Annotated in this window: 21 protein-coding genes; 14 read left to right on the top strand and 7 right to left on the bottom strand. The window is 31.0% G+C overall.

Annotated elements, in window-relative coordinates:
• Positions 1-9 precede the first annotated feature (9 nt).
• From H8K90_RS17050 to H8K90_RS07455, 10 genes are all read left to right on the top strand, one after another.
• A complete protein-coding gene (locus H8K90_RS17050) occupies positions 10-1,158 on the top strand; it encodes a glycosyltransferase (protein WP_186845349.1) in 1,149 nt (382 codons plus the stop codon).
• Positions 1,159-1,168: 10 nt separating this feature from the next.
• On the top strand, positions 1,169-3,073 hold the full coding sequence (gene asnB, locus H8K90_RS07495) for an asparagine synthase (glutamine-hydrolyzing) (protein ID WP_186845348.1): 1,905 nt from the start codon (positions 1,169-1,171) through the stop codon (positions 3,071-3,073).
• A gap of 2 nt (positions 3,074-3,075) precedes the next feature.
• Positions 3,076-4,221, top strand: a complete 1,146-nt coding sequence (locus H8K90_RS07490; RefSeq protein ID WP_186845347.1) for a glycosyltransferase family 4 protein — start codon at positions 3,076-3,078, stop codon at positions 4,219-4,221.
• Positions 4,221-4,835, top strand: a complete 615-nt coding sequence (locus H8K90_RS07485) for a sugar transferase (RefSeq protein WP_186845346.1) — start codon at positions 4,221-4,223, stop codon at positions 4,833-4,835. Before H8K90_RS07490 ends, H8K90_RS07485 begins: the two co-directional genes overlap by 1 nt.
• Positions 4,836-5,161: 326 nt before the next feature.
• Positions 5,162-5,875, top strand: a complete 714-nt coding sequence (locus H8K90_RS07480) for an endonuclease/exonuclease/phosphatase family protein (RefSeq protein WP_186845345.1) — start codon at positions 5,162-5,164, stop codon at positions 5,873-5,875.
• A 295-nt stretch (positions 5,876-6,170) separates the two neighbouring features.
• A complete protein-coding gene (locus tag H8K90_RS07475) occupies positions 6,171-7,298 on the top strand; it encodes a DegT/DnrJ/EryC1/StrS family aminotransferase (protein WP_186845344.1) in 1,128 nt (375 codons plus the stop codon).
• Positions 7,292-9,187, top strand: a complete 1,896-nt coding sequence (locus H8K90_RS07470; protein ID WP_186845343.1) for a polysaccharide biosynthesis protein — start codon at positions 7,292-7,294, stop codon at positions 9,185-9,187. Before H8K90_RS07475 ends, H8K90_RS07470 begins: the two co-directional genes overlap by 7 nt.
• Positions 9,188-9,216: 29 nt before the next feature.
• On the top strand, positions 9,217-9,993 hold the full coding sequence (locus H8K90_RS07465) for a polysaccharide biosynthesis/export family protein (protein WP_186845342.1): 777 nt from the start codon (positions 9,217-9,219) through the stop codon (positions 9,991-9,993).
• Between the two features lie 21 nt (positions 9,994-10,014).
• Complete coding sequence (locus H8K90_RS07460; RefSeq protein WP_186845341.1) at positions 10,015-12,372, top strand: GumC family protein; 2,358 nt, start codon at positions 10,015-10,017, stop codon at positions 12,370-12,372.
• Between the two features lie 40 nt (positions 12,373-12,412).
• Positions 12,413-13,555: a polysaccharide deacetylase family protein gene (locus H8K90_RS07455; protein ID WP_186845340.1), complete on the top strand. Its 1,143-nt coding sequence runs from the start codon at positions 12,413-12,415 to the stop codon at positions 13,553-13,555.
• Here the strand turns inward: H8K90_RS07455 and H8K90_RS07450 are convergent, their stop codons facing one another.
• Positions 13,556-14,728: a proline dehydrogenase family protein gene (locus H8K90_RS07450; protein ID WP_186845339.1), complete on the bottom strand. Its 1,173-nt coding sequence runs from the start codon at positions 14,726-14,728 to the stop codon at positions 13,556-13,558.
• A 100-nt stretch (positions 14,729-14,828) separates the two neighbouring features.
• On the opposite strand from H8K90_RS07450, the gene aroB reads away from it, so the two are divergent.
• Positions 14,829-15,902 carry a 3-dehydroquinate synthase gene (gene aroB / locus H8K90_RS07445; RefSeq protein WP_186845338.1) on the top strand — a complete coding sequence of 358 codons (1,074 nt, stop codon included), beginning with the start codon at positions 14,829-14,831 and terminating at the stop codon, positions 15,900-15,902.
• Here aroB and H8K90_RS07440 read toward each other — a convergent pair.
• The 3 genes from H8K90_RS07440 to H8K90_RS07430 all read right to left on the bottom strand — a co-directional run bounded on the left by H8K90_RS07440 (position 15,897) and on the right by H8K90_RS07430 (position 18,183).
• Positions 15,897-16,412: a DinB family protein gene (locus H8K90_RS07440; protein ID WP_186845337.1), complete on the bottom strand. Its 516-nt coding sequence runs from the start codon at positions 16,410-16,412 to the stop codon at positions 15,897-15,899. The two genes, aroB and H8K90_RS07440, sit on opposite strands and share 6 nt — an antisense overlap.
• A 68-nt stretch (positions 16,413-16,480) precedes the next feature.
• Positions 16,481-16,963, bottom strand: a complete 483-nt coding sequence (locus H8K90_RS07435; RefSeq protein WP_186845336.1) for an Lrp/AsnC family transcriptional regulator — start codon at positions 16,961-16,963, stop codon at positions 16,481-16,483.
• A 74-nt stretch (positions 16,964-17,037) separates the two neighbouring features.
• Positions 17,038-18,183 carry a M14 family metallopeptidase gene (locus H8K90_RS07430; RefSeq protein ID WP_186845335.1) on the bottom strand — a complete coding sequence of 382 codons (1,146 nt, stop codon included), beginning with the start codon at positions 18,181-18,183 and terminating at the stop codon, positions 17,038-17,040.
• 304 nt (positions 18,184-18,487) lie between these two features.
• On the opposite strand from H8K90_RS07430, the gene H8K90_RS07425 reads away from it, so the two are divergent.
• From H8K90_RS07425 to H8K90_RS07415, 3 genes are read left to right on the top strand one after another with little or no spacing between them, the layout of a single operon-like run.
• On the top strand, positions 18,488-18,856 hold the full coding sequence (locus tag H8K90_RS07425; protein ID WP_186845334.1) for a helix-turn-helix domain-containing protein: 369 nt from the start codon (positions 18,488-18,490) through the stop codon (positions 18,854-18,856).
• Between the two features lie 41 nt (positions 18,857-18,897).
• A complete protein-coding gene (locus H8K90_RS07420; protein ID WP_186845333.1) occupies positions 18,898-19,284 on the top strand; it encodes a hypothetical protein in 387 nt (128 codons plus the stop codon).
• A 6-nt stretch (positions 19,285-19,290) separates the two neighbouring features.
• Positions 19,291-20,079, top strand: a complete 789-nt coding sequence (locus H8K90_RS07415; protein ID WP_186845332.1) for a TerC family protein — start codon at positions 19,291-19,293, stop codon at positions 20,077-20,079.
• Here the strand turns inward: H8K90_RS07415 and H8K90_RS07410 are convergent.
• Genes H8K90_RS07410 through H8K90_RS07400 form a run of 3 tightly spaced genes read right to left on the bottom strand, consistent with a single transcriptional unit; the run spans position 20,076 to position 25,080 of the window.
• Positions 20,076-22,751 carry a DNA gyrase/topoisomerase IV subunit A gene (locus H8K90_RS07410; RefSeq protein ID WP_186845331.1) on the bottom strand — a complete coding sequence of 892 codons (2,676 nt, stop codon included), beginning with the start codon at positions 22,749-22,751 and terminating at the stop codon, positions 20,076-20,078. The two genes, H8K90_RS07415 and H8K90_RS07410, sit on opposite strands and share 4 nt — an antisense overlap.
• Positions 22,748-23,224: a hypothetical protein gene (locus tag H8K90_RS07405; RefSeq protein WP_186845330.1), complete on the bottom strand. Its 477-nt coding sequence runs from the start codon at positions 23,222-23,224 to the stop codon at positions 22,748-22,750. The genes H8K90_RS07410 and H8K90_RS07405 overlap by 4 nt, the downstream gene beginning before the upstream one ends.
• Positions 23,221-25,080 carry a DNA topoisomerase IV subunit B gene (locus H8K90_RS07400; RefSeq protein ID WP_186845329.1) on the bottom strand — a complete coding sequence of 620 codons (1,860 nt, stop codon included), beginning with the start codon at positions 25,078-25,080 and terminating at the stop codon, positions 23,221-23,223. Before H8K90_RS07400 ends, H8K90_RS07405 begins: the two co-directional genes overlap by 4 nt.
• Between the last annotated feature and the right edge of the window lie 87 nt (positions 25,081-25,167).

Genomic DNA, 25,167 nt, shown 5'->3' with positions numbered 1-25,167 from the left:
ACATAAAGAGTGAGCAACCCCAAACAAAATATTAGTATTCTCACCTTATCATTAGGTAGTGGTGGTGCAGAAAAGGTAATTAGTTTATTATTAAAAGAATTAAAAAACGATTACAATGTTAGCCTAGTTCTTTTTTATAATGTTATTCATTTTCCTATTCCAGAAGAAGTAGATGTAATAATATTATCAGAAAAAGGTGCGAATAGACCTTATTATTTAAGGTTTTTTGACTTTATTACTTTTCTATTCAAGTACAAACGCTTTATCAAAAATAAAAATATTGATATAGCTGTTTCTTTTCTTGCTTTTCCAAATTTAATTAATGGAATTATAGCAATGCTTAACAAAAAAGTAAAAACAATTATAAGTGAGCGTGGCTTTCCTTCAGATAATACAACGAGTAAAATATCGCTTTTAATTTCAAAGGTGTTTTACCCTATTTTTTATAATAGATGTGATGCTTTATTCTCTAATTCAACTCATATAAACAAGGATTTAAAAGATAATTTCGGAATTAAAATTCCGATGAAAGTTATCTATAACCCAATTGAAATTCCTGCAAAAACAATTATACCAGAAACTTTAGATGAAAGTGGACAGTCACTAAACATTATTACTGCTGGCACATTAAATAAAAGAAAAAATCATATAATGATCCTTAGAGCTTTAAAAGATCTAAAAGCCAATGTTCAGTTAACAATTTTGGGAGGAGGTGAGTTAAAGGATTATTTAGAGGACCAAATCGCAGAATTTAATATAGAAAGCTATGCAGAGTTAGGTGGGAAAGTAAAAAATGTAAATGATTATTTTATAAAAAGTAATTGTTTTGTATTATCCTCTTTTACAGAAGGTTTTCCTAATGCCTTACTAGAAGCAATGGCTGTTGGTCTTCCATGTATTTCTGCAAATTGCCTATCTGGTCCATTAGAATTGCTAAATGAAAATGAAGATGTAGTTATTAATAATGGTGAGTTCTATATTGCTAAATATGGACTCTTAGTAAATAACGATGATCATCTTGGTTTACAAAAGGCCATAGAGTATTTTAGAGACAACCCAGAAGAAAGAGTAAAGTACGGTAGACTAAGCTTAAAAAGGTCTAAAGCCTACCAAATTGATAGTATTTATTCTATTTTTAACCAATTTTTACAAAAATAATCGACGCTATATGTGTGGAATAAACGGAATTATAAGTAACACAAACAAAGATAAAGAATCGCTTAAAAATCATTTGGCTAAGATGAACCAACTCATTTTTCATCGTGGTCCTGACGAAGATGGTTTTTATATTGATGCTTCAGAGTCGGCTTCTGTAGCAATGGCTATGCGTCGTTTATCTATAATCGATCTAAGTACAGGTAAACAACCAATGTACACAGATAACAATCAAATCGGTATTGTGTTTAATGGAGAAATCTATAACTATAGAATTTTAAAGCAACAATTAGAAAACTCTGGTGTTACATTTAAAACCACCAGCGATACAGAAGTTATTCTAAAACTCTATGAGCAAAAAGGAGTTGATGCTTTTAAAGAATTAGACGGTATGTTTGCTTTTAGCATACACGATAAGATTAAAAATAAAGTTTTTATTGCTAGAGACTTCTTTGGGGAAAAGCCTTTGTACTATACAAAAACTAAGACCGATTTTATTTATGGCTCAGAGTTAAAATCTATTGTAAGTTGTCTACCTAGCAAACCAAATATCTGTAAAGAAGGTATTAACCTTTATTTTAGATTAACCTATATACCAGCACCTTACTCAATTTACGAGGATATCCATAAGCTACCAAGTAATCACTATATAGACTATGATTTAAGTTCAGATACATTTTCTATTCATGAAATTGAAAAGCAAAAACCTATAGAAAAAATAGATATTTCTTTTGATGCAGCTAAAAAAGAAGTCTATAACAAAGTGATGGAAAGTGTTGAAAGCAGATCTATTGCTGATGTTTCTTTAGGAACATTTTTGTCTGGTGGTGTAGATTCATCAGTTGTAACTCATTGTTTAGCTGAAATTTCTGATGAAAAAATCGAAACCTTTTCTATAGGGTTTGAAAAGAAAACTTATGATGAAACGGACAAATCTCAAGTTGTAGCTAAACTTGTTAATAGTAATCATCATGAGTTTATAGTAAAAGAAGAAGATTTTAAAAATGGAATTGATAATATTCTTTTAAATTTTGATGAACCTTTTGCTGACTCCTCTGCCCTACCAACATATTTAGTTTCTAAACATGCAAGTGACTATGTTAAAGTTGCTTTAACTGGTGATGGTGGAGATGAAGTTTTTGGAGGTTATAACAAATACTACATGGGCAAACTTAACAATAAGTACACTTCTGTAGTACCAAAAGGTTTGCACAAACAAATACTTAAACTATCTAATGGACTGCTTAATACAAAGGATGATAATAGAGGGAAACGTTTTAAGCTAAATCGATTATTAAAAGCTTTTAATTATGATGGAAATCAATATTGGAACATCATCTCATTAGCATTTACCGATTATGAAAAAACACAACTATTAAAAGACAATAGTTTAATTGAAGACACTTTTGCAGAGTTTAAGTCAAGACTTAATCAACATAAACCTAAAAATCTTACCGATTTTAGAATGGTTGATAAAGATGTAAGTTTAGAAGGAGATATGCTCGTAAAAGTAGACAGAACAAGTATGCTAAGTTCATTAGAGTGTAGAGCTCCTTTTTTAAATAAAGCCATTTGGGATTTAACAAACTCACTTCCAGAAAATTATTTAATGAAAGGTTGGAATAAAAAATATATTCTAAAGGAAGCTTTTGCAGATAAATTTTCTCCAGGCTTTTTAGATAAATCTAAACAAGGATTTGGAGTACCTGTTGGCGATTGGCTAAGAGGTAGCTTAAAAGCTGAATTAGAATCTTACGTAGAACCAAAATTTATAGAATCTCAAAACCTTTTTAATATAGATTTTGTATCAGATTTAGTTAAAAAACATATCTCTGGTAAGGAAGACAAAAGTATGCAAGTTTGGTGTTTTTATACTTTTCAGAAATGGTATCTAAACACCTATTTAATGCTAAAATAGTGATGAAGAAAATAATACGTATAACTACTGTTCCTGTATCGCTTGGTACTTTATTAAAAGGTCAGCTTAAGTTTATGAGCAAACACTATGAAGTCATTGGTGTCTCTAGTGAAGGTGATGCGCTTAAGGAAGTAAATCACAATGAAGGTATAAAAACGATTCCGGTAAATATGACCAGAACCATTACACCTTTTAAAGACCTCAAAGCTTTGTTTCAATTATATAGAGTTTTCAAAAAAGAGAAGCCTCAGATTGTACATACCCACACACCAAAAGCTGGAACTGTTGGTATGTTAGCTGCAAGATTAGCAGGAGTACCACATAGATTACATACCATTGCTGGTATGCCATTACTAGAGGCTACAGGTATGAAGCGAAAAATTTTGAATTTGGTTGAAAAAATCACCTACTCTGGTGCCACGTTAGTATTACCCAACTCTTTTGCAATGAAAGACATAATTATTGAAGAAAAATTTTGTTCAGAAAAAAAGCTTAGAGTTATTGGTAATGGTAGTTCCAATGGTATTGACACAGATCATTATGATGTTAAAAAAGTTCCTTTAGAAAGTATTGAAAGCTTAAAACAACAACTCAATATTACACCACAAGATGTTGTGTTTTTATTTATCGGAAGAGTTGTAAAAGACAAAGGTATAAACGAGTTAGTTGAAGCATTTAACACAATATCTCAATCGCGTTCTAATGCTAAATTGATAATTGTAGGTGGTAAAGAGGCAGAATTAGACCCAATTGCACCTGCTACTGAAGCTATAATTGCTAGTAATAATAATATCCATGAAACTGGAGCTGTAAAAGATATTAGACCATATGTTGCCGTTAGTGATGTTCTTGCCTTTCCAAGTTACAGAGAAGGATTTCCGAATGTGGTTTTACAAGCAAGTTGTATGGAAAAACCTTGTATTGTAACTGACATAAACGGTTGTAACGAAATAATTTCTAACAATTATAACGGTCTCATCATTCCACCAAAAGACAGTGAAGCTTTAAGAAAGGCTATGATGACTTTATACGACAACCCAAATAAAATTAAAGAATTAGCTGTAAACGCTAGACCAAACATTATAAATAAGTACAAAAGAGAACTTATTTGGAAAGAATTACTAGAACTTTATAATAACCTAAACTAATGAAACTTTACCCAGACTTAATAAAACGTTTTTTCGATTTTTTTGCTGCCTTAGTTGGTTTATTAATTGTTTCTCCATTATTGCTAATATTAATAATTGTTCTTGCTATATCTAATAATGGAAAACCATTTTTTTATCAGCTACGATCTGGCAAAAATGGTAAGCTCTTTACTATTATAAAGCTAAAAACAATGAATGATAAAACTGATAGTGAAGGCAATCTTTTACCAGTTATGTATCGTATTACTAAAACAGGAGACTTTTGTAGAAAATATTCTTTAGACGAAATCCCTCAATTAATAAACATTTTAAAAGGAGATATGAGTTTAGTGGGGCCTCGCCCACTTTTACCAAAGTACTTACCACTTTATAATAAAACACAATTTAGAAGACATGAGGTAACTCCTGGCATTACAGGATGGGCTCAGGTTAATGGTAGAAATGCAATAAGTTGGGAACAAAAATTTGAGTACGATGTGCATTACGTAGACAATCAATCTTTTGCATTGGATTTAAAAATCATATTTATGACTATAGACAAAGTTATAAACAGAAAAGATGTAAATAATTCTGAAAATGATGATATGCCAATATTTACAGGTACAAAAGAATAATTGATTCTTTATTTTATCCTTTTATTGGTAATTAATATTTGTTAATGAAACCTAAGTTTTTCTCTAAGCATAACTTTTTTAAGTTTGCCATATTTACTATAATAATAGGGATTATTAGTTCTTATTTCAACTTTGGTGTCATCTCTGTTTTGTTTAGTGTAATAATGCCTGTTCTATTATTAATAAACTTAATAGCAGCTATTTATGGGATGCTTAAAAAAAGGTACTACTATATAATAGGGGTTATATGCTATTTTCTTTGTTATAATTTTTTCTTTCAATTTTCATATCACACCTATGACGAAGCTAAAAATTCCTTAAGCATAATGTCCTATAATGTGAGAGCTTTTAAACAACCTGTTTATGGAGATTCTAATCTTACTGCAATTACAGAAATTAAAAAGATTGTTGACTCACTAAAACCAGATATTTTATTATTACAAGAATCGGCTTATAAAGAAGGATCTAAGATAAAAGACTATCCATATGTATTTTTAGGCTACCGGAAAGATGTACAAAAAACACTCCTTACTATATATTCCAAATATCCAATAATTAATAAGGGGTTTATTGACTTTTCAAATACATATAACAACGCAATCTATGCCGATATAAAAATAAAGCAAGATACTGTTAGAATATACAACACCCATTTACAATCATTTTTTATTTCACCTTATATTATTGCACATAAATATAATGATTACGGTTATTTAAGTAATTTAAATAGTACAATTTCAAGGCAGATAGAACAAGCTAAACTTGTAAAAAATCATGCTTTAAAATCAACTAATAAAGTAATTATTTGTGGAGACTTCAATGCAACACCATATAGTCAACCATATAGAATACTTAAAAAAGGATTGAATGATTCTTATGTTAGTAAAGGGAATGGTTTTGGTGCCACTTATACACGATTGCACTATCCGCTTCGATTAGATTATTTTCTTTCAGACAAACAAATTGAAATACTTGATCACAAAAACTTTGATTTAAACTTATCAGATCATGAGCCTATTTACATAAAGTTTAAATTATAACAACAAAATTTTATTAAATATGCTTAAGTGATTTTACTAAGCTTTGATCATATATTATTGTAGGTTTATTCATAATATACTTTATCTCAAAACCACCTCAAATTATAAAAAACCAACCATTTAAGTATCAAAAATGAGATTAATATTTAATAACGTAAATATTTGCCTTTTATCGTTTTAATTTGGGCTGTCTCAATTTATTGATGCATATTTAACCAATATTTAGATCGTGTCCCAGATCCCTCTATAGACATGAAATTGAATAGTAATGCAAATTACTTAACAATTTTTGCTTATGAAACCTAAAATATGGTTATCATCACCACATATGAGTGGTAATGAACAATCTTACATAAAAGAAGCTTTCGATACCAATTGGGTGGCTCCATTAGGACCAAACGTTAATGGATTTGAAAGTGATTTACAATCGTATCTTAATGAAGACATACATGTGGCTGCTTTAGCTTCTGGAACGTCTGCATTACATTTAGGCCTTATTTTATTGGGCGTTAGTAATGGTGATGAAGTGATTTGCCAAAGTAAAACTTTTTCTGCTTCAGCAAATCCAATAGTGTATCAAGGTGCTACTCCTGTTTTTGTGGATAGTGAAAAGGATACATGGAATATATGCCCAGAGCAATTAGAAATCGCAATTAAAGATAGAATCTCTAAAGGTAAAACACCTAAAGCTATTATTGCGGTGCATTTATACGGTATGCCTTATAAGGTGGATGAAGTACATAATGTAGCCTCAAAATATAATATCCCTGTTTTAGAAGATAGTGCCGAATCATTAGGAAGTCATTATAAGAATCAAAACTGTGGAACTTTTGGTGATCTTTCTATACTGTCTTTTAATGGTAATAAAATTATAACAACATCTGGTGGTGGTGCTTTAGTCACTAAAACAAAAGAGCAAAAGGATAAAGCTGTTTTTTTAGCAACACAAGCTAGAGACAGTGCACCTCATTATCAGCATTCTCATATTGGTTACAATTATAGAATGTCTAATATTGTTGCAGGTATTGGTCGTGGCCAAATGACAATCTTAGATAGCCATGTAGCAAAACGTAGATCTAATCATGAGTTATATGTAAATGCATTTAAAAATATAGATAAAATAACATTTCTAAAAGAGCCTAATGGCTATTTTTCTAACCGTTGGTTATCTTGTATTCTGTTAGATTCTAAATCTACTCGCGAAGGTTTAAGACTAGCTCTAGAAAAAGAAAATATAGAATCAAGACCTTTATGGAAACCTATGCATCAACAACCAATTTTCAACGATGCGCCAAGTTATTTAAATGGAGTTTCAGACGATTTATTTGATAGAGGTCTATGTTTACCAAGTGGTTCAAACTTAACTGATATTGAATTAGATAGAGTAGTTTCTGCTATAAATACGTATTTTGCATTATGTTAATCAAATTTTTACATAATATATCAAAAAAATATGCGTCAAAATGGTTAGTCCTACTATTTGATATTGTTATCATTGTAGCTACATTTTTCTTAGCATATCTTATCCGTTATAATTTTAAAATTGATTTTGATTTTTGGATACTTATAGAGCAGATACCATATGTAATAGTGGCAGCAATCATAAGCTTTATAGCTGTTGGATCATACAAAAGTGTTGTAAGGTTTACAGGATTCAAGGATATTGTTAATATTATTATTGGTGCTAATATTTTAGCTACTATTCTTATTTGCTCAACTTTTTTAAGTAGAAAAGTAATTGATTCAGAAAGTCTATTCAATATTTCGGGCTCTATAATATATATTCATCTTTTACTCAATATTTTATTTTTAATTGGTGCTAAACTTTTTATTAAGTCAATGTATAATTACATAACTAATGATATTGAGACTATTACCAATGTATTAGTTTTTGGTGCTGGGAATTCCGGTATGCTTACCTATGATGCTATTAATAATGATACTAAAAATGGACTCAATATTGTAGGCTTTATTGATGATGACGAAAGAAAAAGAGGAAAAAAAATAAACTTACTCAAAGTTTATAACATAAAGGATATCAATGAGAAATTCCTTGCTAAGCATAGTATTGAAGAAGTTATTATTTCGATACAAAATATTGATCCTTCTCGATTATTACAAATAACAGGAAATCTTTTTGCTCTTGGATTAAAAGTTAAAATTGTACCTCCTGTTCAGAGTTGGATTGATGGCGACTTAAGTGCTGGGCAAATTAAAGAGGTAAAAATTGAAGACCTTTTAGGTAGAGACCCTATAAATATTAAAAATCCAGACTTAGAAGAACAATATGACAATAAGGTTATCTTAATTACAGGTGCTGCTGGATCAATAGGTAGTGAAATTTGTAGAAAAGTAAGCCTGTATAATTATAAAAAATTAATTCTTGTAGATAATGCAGAGTCTGCACTATATGATATACAACAAGAATTTAGACAACAAGGTTTAGCAAATATTGAAGCTATTGTTGCGGATGTACGTAATAAAACCAGAATAGACCAAATTTTTAACTTACATAAACCAAAAGTTGTGTTTCATGCAGCCGCATATAAACATGTTCCATTAATGGAAAACAATCCTTTTGAAGCTGTAAGTGTAAATATTGGTGGTACAAAAAATGTAGCTGATATTGCTGTAAAACATAGCGTAGATAAGTTTGTATTAATTTCTACTGACAAGGCTGTAAACCCAACAAATGTAATGGGCGCAACAAAAAGAATTGCAGAACTTTACGTATCTTGTCTTAAAGGAAAAGGTCATACTAAATTTATAACAACAAGATTTGGAAATGTACTAGGTTCTAATGGTTCTGTTATTCCTTTATTTAAAAAGCAAATAGACAAAGGAGGTCCACTGACTGTAACCCACAAAGACATTACTCGTTATTTTATGACCATACCTGAAGCGTGTCAACTCGTCTTAGAAGCAGCAGCTATGGGTAATGGTGGCGAAATTTTTGTATTTGATATGGGTGAACCTATTAAAATATTCAATCTTGCAAAAAACATGATAATTTTATCAGGTTTACGTTATCCAGAAGATATTGACATAAGCATTACTGGTCTTAGACCTGGTGAAAAAATTTATGAAGAACTTCTTGCTGACGGAGAAAACACTAAAAAAACATATCATGAAAAAATTATGATTGCAAAATCTAGACGAGTTGATATAGAAAAAACTGAAAATCATATTAATAAGTTAACTTCTATCAATTCATTAACTCAGCCTTTAGAAATTGTATCTTCTATTAAGTCATTAATACCAGAATATATTTCTAATAACTCAACTTTTGAAGTATTAGATTCAAAAAAATAACTAAATACATAACAACACCTATATAAAACATGAAAACTCGTTTTTTTTTAATCTCAATCTTAGCTGTATTTATGGCTACCTCATGTGCATCGCGTAAAAAAATAGTTTATTTTCAAGACGAACCGCTGAGTGAAGGCTTAGAAGCGTCTTCTCCTTCTCAATTGGTATATAAACCAGGTGATATCTTAACTATAAATATTTCTGCATTTGTACAAGAAACTGTAGCACCATTTAACCTAACTGTAGCTTCGAATAATGCAAATAACCCAAATGGTTTGCAAGGTAGTTTACAAATCCAACCTTATTTGGTTGATTACATGGGTAATATTGAGTTTCCAGTTTTAGGAACTATTAAAGTTTCTGGTTTAACACGTTTAGAACTTACAGCAATGCTAACTGAGCGCATTAAAGAATATGCAGAAGATCCTCTTGTTAATGTAAGATTATCTAATTTTACAATCACAGTACTAGGTGAAGTTTCTAATCCAGGTACATTTACTATAGAAGATGAGCAAATTACAATTGTTGAAGCTCTAGGACTTGCAAATGATTTAACCATTTTTGGTAAACGCCAAAATGTTCGTTTAATTAGAGATGTTAATGGTAAAAAGAAATTTGCCGAAATCGATTTAACGTCAATAAACACAGTTAACTCACCTGTATATTATCTTCAACAAAACGATGTCATTTATGTTGAGCCAAACAAGGCAAAAATTCGTTCGTCTACATATAATCAAAACAATGGTGTATTAATTTCTGCCATTGGTACGTTAACCACAATTTTAGCTATATTCTTAGTAAAATAAAAATCGTTTCAACACAATAATATGGAAAGCAAATCTAAATCTGCTAATAATGAATTAAAACAGCAACTGGAATTAATTTTATCCCATTGGAAAATAATTTCTCTTTGTTTAATAATTGCTGTTTCATTGGCCTATGTACAACTAAGATATGCTACCTATGAATATAATGCTAGCGCCACTATAAAAATTAAGGACGAAAAACAGTCTCAAAAATTACCAAGTTTAGAGGAAATAACCAGTAAAGGACTATTTGCAAACGGCTCTAATAAAATAATGGATGAGATTGAAGTTATTAAGTCTAGAGCATTAATGGCTAATGTCGTAAAAAAATTAAACTTAAATATTAAATATTTTACACAAGGTCAAATTAAAGAACAAGAGATATACAATAATCCGCCTATAGAGTTAAAATTCTTTGCTAGCGACTCTTTAATTCACAAAGTAGATACCACGTTGTATATAAAAATTGTATCTCCTACAAAGTATTTAATGTTTAAAGACGATGGAAAGTCTTTAATGGATAGAGACGAATCACAAGGCAAGCCTTATAACTTTGGTGATAAAATAAATACAGGCTTTGGTGGATTAGTAATAGTACCTAATGTAGGTAAGCACTCTCCTACTATTGGTAGTAACCTTAGAGTCTCATTAGTATCTGTAAGAAAGTTAGTTAATACGTACCAAAGAAGAATTAATGTTATAACTGAAACTGGATCAAGTGTTCTTAAATTAGAATTGAGCGATAATATTCCTGAAAGATCAATAGATATACTTAACGAAGTAATTAATGAATATAATAATGATGTAATATTAGATAAAGAATCTGTTATAAAGGTAACTTCAGAATTCATTGATAACAGACTAGAGGTTGTATCAAAAGAACTACAAGAGGTTGACTTTACCGCAGAACAACTTCAAAAAAAGAATAACCTTACAGCTTTGAGTTCGCAAGCTTCCTTATATTTGGAAAGTGAGAAAGCAACAAAAAATCAGATTAACACTACTGCAAATACGATACAGTTAATAGATTATTTACAAGACGAAATAAAGCAAAAGAATACGAGTTCAGATTTTTTACCACCAAATATTATTTCAGATCCCAACATATCTTTGGTTACAAAAAACCATAATGATTTAGTAGCTAAACGAAATAAAATTCTAAAAACTTCTAGTGAAAAGAACCCGGTTGTAATAAACTTAGACAACCAGATTAAAGCATTAAAAGCTAATCTAGAAAGTTCGTTAAATAATCTAAAAAAGTCAAGTGAAATAACTCTAGGAAGCCTAAATAGAGAAGGCGCAAGAATACGTGGACAACTTTATTCTGCACCAACAAAACAAAAACAGTTTAGAGATATTGAGCGTCAACAAGGAATTAAAGAATCTCTTTATCTTTATTTATTAGAAAAGCGAGAAGAATCTGCTATTAGATTAGGGATGTTTTCTCCAAATGCCAAAATTATTGATAAAGCGCATTCGTCGTATCTTCCAATAGCACCAAACAAAATGATGACGTTCTTAGGAGCAATATTATTCGGTTTAGCTATACCAATTGGTTCTATTTATTTATTGAGTTTTATTGATAATAAAATCCATAATAAAGATGATTTAATCAAAATTACAGATGTTCCATACATTGGTGATATTCCAAAATCTAGTAAGAAGTATAAGATTGTAAAGAAAACAGATTACTCTCCTAAAGCTGAGGCTTTTAGAATATTAAGATCTAATATAGATTTTATGTTAACTGAAGTAAAAGGAAATTCTAAAAAACTATTTATTACTTCCACTAAGGCACAAGAAGGTAAATCGCATACAAGTACAAATCTTGCTACCTCAATTTCTTTTTCAGAGAAGTCTGTGCTTTTAATTGAAACAGATATTAGAGTTCCTAAAATAATGGATTACCTAAGTCTTTCTGGCGAAAACCAAAAAGGATTAACTGATTATATTGCTGATAAGTCTATTAAACCTCAAGACATTGTTGTAAAACATAAAGACAATAAATTTCTAGACATTATTCCTTCTGGTTCTATACCACCAAACCCTTCAGAATTATTAATGAGTGATAGAGTTGCGGAACTTTTTGATTATTTTGATAAAAAATACGATTATATCATAGCAGATACCTCTGCTGTAGGTCTGGTGAGTGATACATTGCTTATTGCTAAGCATGCAGATATGTTTATTTATGTAGTAAGTGCCGATAATATAGACAAGAGACAATTAGTACACGTTTCACAACCTTTATTTGAAAGAGAAAGATTGCCGAAAATGTGCATGTTATTAAATGGCGTAAACACTAACAAAAGTGGATATGGCTATGGATATGGCTACGGTAACAATCCTCAAAAGAAAAAGAAGAAAAAACTTCTATAAATCATTTTCAAAATATTTCTAACAATTTAACCTGGAAAAAATGTCTTTATTAATGTTCCATAGTATTGGATGCGAAAAAGAGGACTGGTATCGTCGCTGGCTTTCTGTATCCTTAGATCATTTTGAAAATTTTTGTAAATACTTAGTTAAGCATAACTATGAGACCGTTTCTTTAGACCAATGGTTTGATAGCAAAAAAAACACATCTGCTAAAAAGCAAGTTGTAATCACTTTTGATGATGGCTATTTAGATAATTGGGTTTATGCCTATCCTATTTTAAAAAAATATAATTTAAAAGGAACCATATTTGTAAACCCAGAATTTATTGATGGATCTTTAGAAGCTCGATACAACTTAGAAGACGTATGGAACAATAAGATTGAGAGAAATAAATTAACACCTCTCGGATTTGTTAATTGGTCTGAGCTAAAAATAATGGATGCTTCTGGTGTAATGGACATACAGTCTCATAGCATGAGTCATAATTTTTACTATCAATCTAATACAATCAAAGATATTTACGAAGGTCAACCAAACTACGATTGGATGGCTTGGATTGAAAAACCCAATCGTAAACCATATTATAATACCGAAAAGCAAGACCATTTTACACCAAAAGGAACTCCAATTTTCGATTTTGGTAGAGCTTTAGCACTACGTCGTTATTTTCCTGATGAAGAATTATTAAAATATGCCGAAGAATTATATTCTAATAATAATGGTGATATAGATAAGACTTCAATTATTAAACAACTAAATGATAAACTTAGTCTTTATCCTGGTACTTATGAGTCTGATGAGGATATGGAAAAAAGATACCGTTATGAGATTTTTGAAAGTAAAAGGATCTTAGAAGAAAAGCTTAACAAAACGGTAGATTACTTCTGTTGGCCTGGCGGAGGCTATAATCAATTAAGTATAGATTTGTGTATAGAAGCGGGCTATAAAGCTTCTACAGCATCATTTAAAAATAAGCCATATGCAGAAGAGTATAAAGATTATAAGAAAATTAAGCGTGTGTCAATGACTTCTTTTATTTCAACACCAAAAGATAATTACTATGCCAAACGCTCTAACTTTCTTGTAAATTTATTTAAGTCTCACGAAGGAAAAATCATAAACAAAAACATTTACAGGGCAGAAAAATTATGGTTAATGATTTTAGAAAAATTACGTAAATAATTATAATTTTCGTCGCTTTTTTTCTGCTTTTAATAAAGATAACTCTCTATTAGTTTGGCCAGCAACAGACGTATTTTCCTCTGCCCTTCTAATTAAATAAGGCATCACATCTTTTACAGGCCCAAAAGGAATATACTTAGCAACATTGTAACCGGAAGCTGCTAAATTGAAACTTATATGATCGCTCATACCATATAATTGACCAAACCATACATTATTATCTTCCTTGGCAATATTGTATTTCTCCATAAGCTCCATGGCCAAATAGCAACTTGCTTCATTATGTGTGCCTATAAAAACTGAGATCTCGTTTAAGTTATCTAAAATATAACTCATAGAAGCATTGAAGTTATCATCTGTAGCTTTTTTGTTTTCGCAAATTGGTGAAGCATAGCCTTTTTCTTCAGCTCTATTACGCTCTTTTTCCATATACGCACCTCTTACTATCTTCATCCCTATCTTAAAGCCTTCTGCTTTTGCACGTTTATGTAATTGTTTTAAATACTCTAAACGATCCCAACGGTAAGTCTGCAAGGTATTATAAACAATAGTTACATCCTTATTGTAGCGACGCATCATATCTTCAACCAAGTCATCAGCAGCATCTTGCATCCAGCTTTCTTCACCATCAATTAAGACTTCTACATCTTTTTCTTTTGCTAATTTACAGACTGCATCAAAACGCGCTACTACTCTATCCCATTCATTTTGCTCACTTTCTGTAAAATCTAATCCTTCAGTTTTCTTTTGATATAAATGAAAGCGACCAAAACCGGTTGGTTTAAAAACCACAATTGGCATAGCTTCCTTTTCATCACAGAAGCGAATAATCTTCAATATTTTTTCAACAGCATTATCAAATTGTTCTTCTGTTTCTTTACCTTCTACTGAATAATCTAAAACAGAACTTACACCTTTAGTGTATAATTTATCTATAACGTGCAAACAATCTTCTTCATTAACTCCACCACAAAAATGATCAAAAACCGTAGAACGAATTAAACCTTCTACAGGCAATTTGGCTTTAAGAGCAAAATTAGTTGCCGCAGTACCAATTCGTACTAAAGGCTGCGAAGAAATCATTTTAAATAAAAAGTAGGCACGTTCTAATTCAGAATCAGATTTTAATGTAAATGCAGTGCCAGTATTTTCAAAGAGTGAGTGGTCTATCATTAACTAAATGGTTATAAATGCAAATATATTTATTCTTAGGTTTATTTTTTTCTAAAAAAAGGAAGTATTTTCACAGCATCAAAATTAGTTACTTTCTACAATGAATTCTATTTCGACAAAAAATGCAGTAGTGCACTTTAACGCTAGTGTTTACACAGAGCTAAATAATTATATTATAACCAAAAATCCATCTAAGATATTTATTTTAGTAGATACCAATACGCACGATTTATGCTTGCCTCAATTTTTAGAACGTTTAGAATCTGGAGATATAATTGTTGAAGTAATGGAAATGCCAAATGGTGAAGACCATAAAACCATAGATATATGCATGGGAGTTTGGGAGGCCTTATCTGAGTATAATGCAGATCGTAAAAGTTTATTAATTAATTTAGGAGGTGGTGTTGTTACTGATTTAGGTGGTTTTGTCGCTAGCACATACATGCGTGGCATTGCATATATAAACATACCAACTTCATTACTTGCTATGGTAGATGCATCTGTTGGAGGTAAGACAGGTGTTGATTTAGGTGCTTTAAAAAATCAGGTTGGTGTTATTAACGAAGGTGAAATGGTAGGAGTTGATACTTCGTTTTTAAATACTCTACCACAAAATGAAATGGTTTCTGGTTTTGCAGAAATGCTAAAACATGGATTAATTTATGATAAAGATTATTGGCATACTCTTACTCATCTTGAAAATTTAGACATATCTGATTTAGATAAATTAATCTATGATTCTGTCATCATAAAAAACAAAGTAGTTACCGATGATCCAACTGAACAAGGTTTAAGGAAGATTCTCAATTTCGGACACACACTTGGCCATGCTATTGAAAGTTATTTCTTAGAAAATGCCGATAAAACACCATTGCTTCATGGTGAAGCCATAGCTATTGGCATGCTAATGGAAGCCTTTATATCTAATAAAACATGCGATTTAGGTATAGAAGAATTGAATGTTATTTCAGAAGGTATTTTAAAAACCTTTGCCAAAGTCGATATAAACAAACAAGACCAAGAATTAATTATCAATTTGCTAAAGCATGATAAAAAGAATAGTCATGGAATTGTAAAATTTGTATTGCTCGATGCTATTGGAAAACCTAAAATAGATTGCGTAGTAAGCAATGAATTGATTTTAGAAGCGTTTGATTTTTATGCTGCGTTATAAATAGCGTTCTTTTATAACTTGGTTATGATGATTCTCGTGGCCAGTTAATATATATCCTAAAGCTCTCACAGAAAACGGGAAACCGCTCGCCTCTCCTGTTTCGTTTAATACCGCATTATCAAAACTACTATATAAAGCTATAGAGGCTAGCCTTACAGCCTTATATTCCTCTATAATGTTCTCTAAAGTTCGTGCACTAGCATTCGCAGAAATCACATAGTCATCTTGCTCATAACCCACTAAAGGAGTTTTATCTTGCCTAGCGATTCTCAATGCTCTATATGCAAAAATTCGTTCTGTATCTATAATGTGAAGCAAGACATCCTTAATGCTCCATTTTCCTTCAGCATAAGCATAATCATGTTTATTATGAGGAATGCTTAAATAAAATTCTACTACAGATTCTAAATTTTGCTTTAAGCCGTCAACAATATCAACGTTAACTGCTTTATCTATATAAGTTCTGTAATACGAATTATATTCTTCGGTTTTAAGTTGATTAGAAATCATATTTAAATTTAAAAAAAGCCCTAAGTTAATTAAACCAAGGGCTTCTGTTATAATTATCTAATTACTTACTAATCTAATTCATTAAATATAGTATGCATTAATCGTTTTTTATCATTAAGACTCTCTTCTAACGAAATCATAGTCTCAGTTCTGTAAACACCTTCAATATCATCTAACATAAAAATAATTTCTTTTGCATGCATTGTATCTTTTGCTCTAATTTTACAGAAAATATTAAATTTTCCAGTAGTGATATGCGCTACAGTTACATAAGGTATTTGGTTAATGCGCTCTAAAACAAATTTAGTTTGCGATGTGTTTTGAAGAAAAACACCAACATAAGCTATAAATGAATAACCTAGTTTTTTATAATCCAATGTTAAAGACGAACCTTTTATAATTCCTGCCTCTTCCATTTTCTTTACACGAACATGAACAGTACCTGCAGAAATCAATAATTTTTTTGCAATATCTGTAAATGGAATTCGCGTATTATCAATAAGCATATCCAAAATTTGGTGGTCAACTTCATCTAATTTAAACTTTGCCATATTTATATAATATTTATAATAACCGCAAAAATAGATGATTTTTATTGTTAATTATGCATTTTAATTGAATTATTTTAGATAAAAAGCCCTATTTTCTTATTATTCACTAAAACGAAATCGATTTCGTAACCCACTTTTAGCATCAAATTTTCACTTGCTTCCACTAAAGCTCCATCAGCATCAATTTCTTTATGACCGTAAAATTTATCTAATTTCGAAATTTCTTCAACTACAGGAACAAAGTCTATTTTTCCTCCATTTAAAACTTCATTATACTGTATGGCAATATCAGTCAGCTGATCGTTATCTTCTGATATCTTAGCATTTCTTATAATGATATCATAAAAAGATTTAGAATTTTCAGGAATTTTTAGATAATCTATATAATCTAATTCATCAACACCTTTAGATATATAACGCAACCCTTTTAACAATGAAATAAAGATATAACGCCTCACCTCTTCTCTGTTATAATCATTTGGGTAATGACCAGCTTCATATAAAATTGTAGGTATTCCAAAGTTTTGAAACGTATCTCCTACACAATTCAAATTAAAGCCATCATCATAGCGTCCAATTCCATTAGGTATTTCTTCTTGCAAAACACTATTTATTTTAGAAATAACTGCCATCGCAGTCTTTCTATTTTTAGTTAAAGAACGATTTTCATCTTGTGAAGGTGATAAAAAAGACAAGGTCGAAGAAACACCAGACATTTCAATACCGTAAATAGTACGCTGCCCATGAAGATTAAAACAATAATGAGGTTTAAAATTTTCGTAAACTTGACGTAATACTCTACTCTCTGGCTGAGATAAATCCTGTGCATCTCTATTTAAATCCACCTCGTTTGCATTTAACCGTGTATAGCGTTCAGCACCATCAGGATTTAAAATAGGAATAACTAGTAAAGTACATGATTCTAATATTGAGTTTGTAATCTTATTATTTGTTTCAAACAAATTAAAACAATCAAATAATGCTTTTGTTGTGGTTGATTCGTTACCATGCATCTGAGACCACAATAAAATTTTTGTAGATCCACTTCCAAATTTTAAACTATAAATAGGTCGATCCTCTACAGAATGACCAACCACCGAAATTAAAGATTTAGGAAATTTCTCAAGACATTTTTCAATGTGCGAATTGGTAATATAACGCCCAAATAATTCTGGCGTTTTTAATAAAGAATATAAACTATTAATCTGCTCTAATTGCATTACGTAATTTTATTGAGTTACAAATGTAATCATTTGATAATTTACAATTGTAAACACTTGTTTGTTCCAGTAATGTTACATTCGTATACAAATTTCGTCTTAATACCAACATATCTAAATATATAGATTGCAAATAATTTAATAATAATATTTTACACATATTAATTAATTTATTTTCAGTCAATTATAAGTATTGTTGAAAGTTTTAATTTAATAGTTCTTGTTAAATATTTAAACAATCCCGAAGAAATACAATACTAATGTTTACTTTTGTAACGTTTAAAAGATAGAAACAAAGTTTACAATGATAAACTCAGCTAAATTTACTGAAAGACTTCAAAAAGTCATCGATTATTATGGTGAAACAGCCTCTAGTTTTTCCGAAAAAATTGGTGTGCAACGCTCTAGTATTTCGCATATTCTTTCTGGTAGAAATAAGCCTAGTTTAGATTTTGTAATGAAGGTACTTCACACCTATCCTGAAGTAGAATTATATTGGTTAATGAATGGTAAAGGAGAATTTCCTAGTAAGCCAAAAATTTCTGAATCACCTAATTCTAATTTACCAAAACCAGAATTAAAGTCTAAAATTCAAAAATCGAATTCTGATTCTGAAATTGAAAAAATAGTCATCTTTTATAAGGATGGAACTTTTAAAAGTTTTAATCCCTAAAATTCACTTTACGATTCATTATCTTTGTACAAACATTTATAATGAAGCCCTTATATTTTCTTTTATTACTTCTATTCTTAACAAGTTGCTACAACATAGAGCGTAATTGTTCAGATTATAAAGTTGGTACATTTGAATTTAACTACACGATTGACGGTGTGGAAAAAACAGGGAAGTTTATGCGTACAGATTCACTAAATATAGATTATTACGAAGGCAAAGTTGACTCTTCTACAGTACGCTGGATAAATGATTGTGAATTTATTCTAAAAAAAATTAACCCTAATAGTATGTCTGAAAAAGAGGCTATACACATGAAAATACTTTCTACTACAAATAACTCTTATACCTTTGAATATAAGCTTGCTATTAAAAAGTCTAATAGCGAATTGCGCGTAGAAAAGGGTATTGCTAAAAAGATTAATTAATTTCTTATGCTAGATTTTCTACTGTCTTCGGATGCTATAATGGCTTTAATCACTTTAACGTTTTTAGAAATCATATTAGGTATAGATAATATTGTTTTTATATCTATAGCAGCTAACAAACTGCCAGAACATCAACGAAACAAGGCAACTAACATTGGACTTATACTAGCAATGGTTCAGCGTATAATATTACTTTTTTTCGTGTCATTTTTAGTTGGGTTAAGCGAACCTTTTTACACTTACACTTCTAGTTGGCTAAATATTGCTATAAGTTGGCAAGCTATTATATTATTTGCCGGTGGATTATTCTTAATTTATAAAAGTACTTCTGAAATTAGAGAAAAAGTTGAAAATCCATCTCACGACGAAGATGGTGTAAAATCTAAGGTTATAAAATCATTGTCTCAAGCAATTACTCAAATTTTGATTATAGACTTTATTTTCTCTGTAGATTCTATTTTAACTGCTGTTGGTATGACAAACGGATTGCATCCTAACAATAATTACACATTAATTCTAATGATTATCGCTGTAATAATCTCTATCGCAGTAATGATAGGTTTTGCAAACCCAATTAGAAAGTTTATTGACAAAAACCCAAGTATGCAAATCTTAGGTTTAGCATTTTTAATTTTAATTGGCTTTATGCTAATTACAGAAGCGGCTCACCTTTCGCATACAGAATTTTTCGGAAACACTGTTGGCGCTATACCTAAAGGATATCTGTACTTTGCAATTGCATTTTCTCTGTTTGTAGAATTTTTAAATCACAGAACAACTAAAAACAAAAATTAAAACAGACTCGCTTGACCTTTATCGTCAATACCTGAATCTTCATTTGAATCATCTTTAGATGTGGATTCTGTTTTCGATTCGTTTTCAGAGGCATTTTCAGTTTCAGAACTATTAGAAACCGTTTCCTCATCTACAACCTCCAACTCATCTGCATGCACTTCCTCTGGTGCCTCGTATGGTAATGAATCTAACAAGCTAATTTGGTTAATTTTATCTTTAGTTAACTGATTGCCTAATGCTGTAATTCCTTTAACTGCAATAAATTCCTCTAGGTTCACTTCCATGTTTGGTTTACGATCCTTACCACGTTCCTTGGTGAATTCTACATCAGCCATTGGTCTCCAGTCTGTAGAAACAATTTCTAGTTGCGAATTAGCATGGTCTGATATAAAGGTTTCCTCTTTACCTTCTTGCTCAATTACAAAACGCTTTACATAATACCGTTCCTTATCTCCATCGTAATAAATTGCTGAAATAGGTTTTTTAGGTATCCATTTTTCTAAAACAATCATATCACTATCAAAATGGGTAGTCAATTCTGGTATAATAGTTTTAACAACTCCAGATTGCGTTATAATTAATAATCGATCCTCACCCCTAAATTCGCCAATCAACTCACCTCTACCATCAACATTAAGGCGTTGAACTGTATCGTCGAACCAAATTTTACGTGGTTTTAAGGTAGAAACCCCTTTTTCTTTTAACTCAACTCGTTTTATAGAATATTTAGTTACTAAATTACCTTTTGACGATCTTCCTTTTATAAGAATATCGGCAAAATCTAAATCCCATTTCAACTTTTTAATACTACCTACCTGACGCAACATAATAGTTACAACTTCTGCTTCACCATTTGGGTTGGCAGAAAAATACCATAATGAAGATCCTTTAGTACCATTGGTTAAATCGTATTCGCGATCTCTAGTCATACTTGTTACCGCAAATCGTTTAACATAAGATGGCCCACTTTTACCATCGCGATAAATCATATTATAAACAGTACGCTTATCTTTTTTCTTAAATACAGCTACATGTATAATGTTTTTACCAATGAAAGTTTTAGAATCTACTTTAGTAACCATCATTTTACCGTCCTTGGTAAACACAATAATATCATCAATATCACTACAATCGCACACATATTCATCTCTCCTTAAAGACGTACCTATAAAACCTTCTTCTCTATTTACATAAAGTTTTGTGTTTCTAATAACGACCTTTGTAGCATCGACATCTTCGAAAACTCTTATCTCAGTTTTACGCTCTTTACCTTCACCATAATCTTTCTTTAATCTTTCAAAATATGCTATCGCATAGTCAATTAGGTTCGCTAAGTGATGTTTTACTTCAGCTATTTGATCTTCTAAAGCATCTATTTTTTGTTGTGCTTTATCTATATCAAATTTTGAAATACGTTTTATTCTAATCTCTGTTAATCGCGTAATATCGTCAACAGTTATAGCACGCTTTAAGTGTTTTATATGTGGCTGTAGACCTTTATCTATAGCATTGATAACACCATCCCAGGTTTCTTCTTCCTCAATATCACGATAGATTCTCTTTTCAATAAAAATTCGCTCTAAAGAAGCAAAATGCCATTGCTCCTCAAACTCACCAAGCTTAATTTCTAATTCACTTTTTAAAAGCTGAACCGTATTATCTGTTGAGCGACGTAACATCTCTGTTACACCAACGAAATAAGGCTTATTATCTTCAATAACACAACCTAATGGTGAAATTGATGTCTCACAACTAGTAAAAGCATATAAAGCATCGATTGTCTTATCTGGTGATAAGCCAGATGGTAAATGAATTAGTATCTCTACTTCAGCAGCAGTATTATCTTCAATCTTTTTTATCTTAATTTTCCCCTTATCATTGGCTTTAAGAATAGAATCGATAAGAGATGATGTCGTTGTACCAAAAGGAATTTCGGTAATAACTAAGCTATTTTTATCGCGTTGCGAAATCTTAGCTCTTACACGCACTTTACCTCCACGTAGTCCATCGTTATAATTGGTAAAATCAGCAATACCAGCAGTCGGAAAATCTGGTAAAATCGTAAAACGTTTGCCCTTAAGGTGCTTTACTGAAGCATCAATTAGTTCGATAAAATTATGTGGTAAAATTTTTGTTGATAGACCTACAGCAATCCCTTCCCCACCTTGCGCTAAAAGCAAAGGAAACATTACCGGTAAATTTATAGGTTCTTTTCTACGACCATCGTAAGAAGCTTGCCATTCTGTGATTTTTGGATTGTACACAACATCTAGAGCAAACTTAGATAATCGTGCCTCTATATATCTTGAAGCCGCTGCACGATCACCTGTTAAGATATTTCCCCAGTTTCCTTGGGTATCTATCAATAAGTCTTTTTGGCCAATTTGCACCATAGCATCCGCAATACTGGCATCACCATGCGGATGGTATTGCATGGTATGACCTACGATGTTTGCGACTTTATTATAACGTCCATCGTCAAGATCTTTCATAGAGTGCATAATACGTCGCTGCACAGGTTTAAAACCATCTTCTATTGCTGGTACTGCACGTTCTAGAATTACATAAGAAGCGTAATCTAAAAACCAGTCCTTATACATTCCGGTAACCTTGGTAATTGTTTCTTGGCTACCATTATCTTCATTCAACAAATCATCATGCTCTTCTATCATTGACCTTCTTTATGCTTTAAATTTTCTTTTAATATTCTTTTAAGCGATTGCTTTACGTACCTTAATTTCTTTCGTTTTAAAAGCGTAACATTAAAGCTCTCTTTTACTATTTTACCATTACTATGTTTTATAGAAACAACTAAAGTTTTATAAATTAAATAATTATGCGCTTTATAATTTACTAACTTTTCCTTCGCAAACTCTGCTCTATGCTGTCTGTAGTTAATGAAATCTGTTAGTATTAATCCTCTATTGGTAAGAATCAATTTTGGTCCATCACTATCATATTCAAAATATCTAGCCAAAAAATGAACAAGAACTACAACTACAAATAATGCTAAAAACACATACATTGAACTCACAGGAAAATCGTCGTACGTATTAAAAACTGTCGCTAATAAAATAGCAGCAACTAATAATATAAAATAGATGGAAATAATAGAATTTTTTACAGCTCTGTTATCCGTTCTCATACAGTATCTTCAACTATATCTAGTTCAACTTTTAGGTTATCTATTATAAATTCTTGGCGCGTCGGTGTGTTTTTACCCATATAGAAAGATAATAACTCTTCTATAGACATATCTTTATCTAACATTACTGGGTCTAAACGAATATCTTCACCAATAAAATGTACAAATTCATCTGGCGAAATCTCACCTAAACCTTTAAATCGAGTTATTTCTGGCTTTGGTTTTAGTTTTTCTATTGCTTCTCGTCTTTCATCTTCAGAATAACAATAAATCGTTTCTTTTTTATTTCTTACTCTAAATAAAGGTGTTTGCAAAATATACAAATGTCCTTCTTTTATCACTTCTGGAAAAAATTGCAAGAAAAATGTAATTAGCAATAAACGAATATGCATACCATCCACATCAGCATCAGTTGCAATTACCACATTATTATATCTTAAATCTTCTAGAGATTCTTCAATATTTAAAGCCGCCTGTAAAAGATTGAATTCTTCATTCTCATAAACAATCTTTTTACTTAAACCATAGCAGTTTAAAGGTTTACCTTTTAGGCTAAAAACTGCCTGAGTATTAACATCGCGCGATTTTGTAATACTACCAGATGCCGAATCACCCTCAGTGATAAACAACGTTGTATCTAAATAACCATCCTTTTTAGTATCACCAAAATGCACTCTACAATCGCGTAATTTTTTATTATGAAGACTTGCCTTTTTAGCTCTGTCTTTTGCTAATTTTCTAATGCCTGAAAGCTCTTTACGTTCTCGCTCTGCCTGAAGAATTTTACGTTGAATTTTCTCTGCTGTATCCGGGTTTTTATGTAAAAAGTTATCTAAGTACTTTTTAACAAAATCGTTGATGTAGGTTCTTACAGTTGGCAAATCACCACCCATATCTGTAGAACCAAGCTTTGTTTTGGTCTGACTCTCAAAAACTGGCTCCATCACTTTTATAGCAATGGCAGAAACTACTGATTTTCTAATATCTGAAGCATCATAGGTTTTTCCGTAAAACTCTCGTACAGTCTTTACTAATGCCTCTCTAAAAGCAGCTAAATGCGTACCTCCTTGTGTCGTATTTTGACCATTTACAAACGAATGATATTCCTCGCTGTATTGGGTTTTACTATGTGTTAATGCCACTTCTATATCATCACCTTTTAGATGAATGATAGGGTACAACAAATCTGACTCATTAATGTTTTCAGATAGTAAATCCTTTAATCCATTTTCACTAAAATACTTTTCACCATTAAAAACAATGGTTAATCCAGGATTAAGATACACATAGTTTTTAAGCATCTTAACGATATACTCGTTTCTATACTTATAGTTTTTAAAGATAATTTCATCTGGAATAAAACTAACCTTTGTTCCTTTTCTACGAGAAGTATCTTCTAATAATTCTTTATTGGTAAGATTTCCTTGTTCAAATTCTGCCGAAGCCGATTTACCATCTCTTGTAGATTCTACTCTAAAATAAGATGATAAAGCATTTACAGCTTTAGTACCAACACCATTTAAACCCACTGATTTCTTAAAGGCTTTAGAATCGTATTTACCTCCTGTATTCATTTTAGACACAACATCTACAACTTTACCAAGTGGAATACCACGACCATAATCGCGCACAATAACGCGCTCTCCTTGTACAGAAATCTCAATAGTTTTACCTGCTCCCATCACATACTCATCAATGGAGTTGTCGAGTACTTCCTTTAGTAAAATATAGATTCCATCGTCTGGCGAAGATCCATCACCTAACTTTCCAATATACATACCAGGTCGCATTCGGATATGTTCTTTCCAATCGAGTGAGCGTATATTATCTTCGGTATAGTTAGACTGTTCTGCCATAGAATTTAGGACGAATTTTTGTTGGAACGCTAATATAAGACTATACCGCAAAAAATGAAATACGGTTTACGTAAAGTAATTAACAAT

The sequence above is a fragment of the Winogradskyella echinorum genome (assembly GCF_014297365.1).
Taxonomy (GTDB): domain Bacteria; phylum Bacteroidota; class Bacteroidia; order Flavobacteriales; family Flavobacteriaceae; genus Winogradskyella; species Winogradskyella echinorum.
Note: the sequence above shows the minus strand (reverse complement) of the source record. Positions and strands in the feature narration are given on the sequence as shown.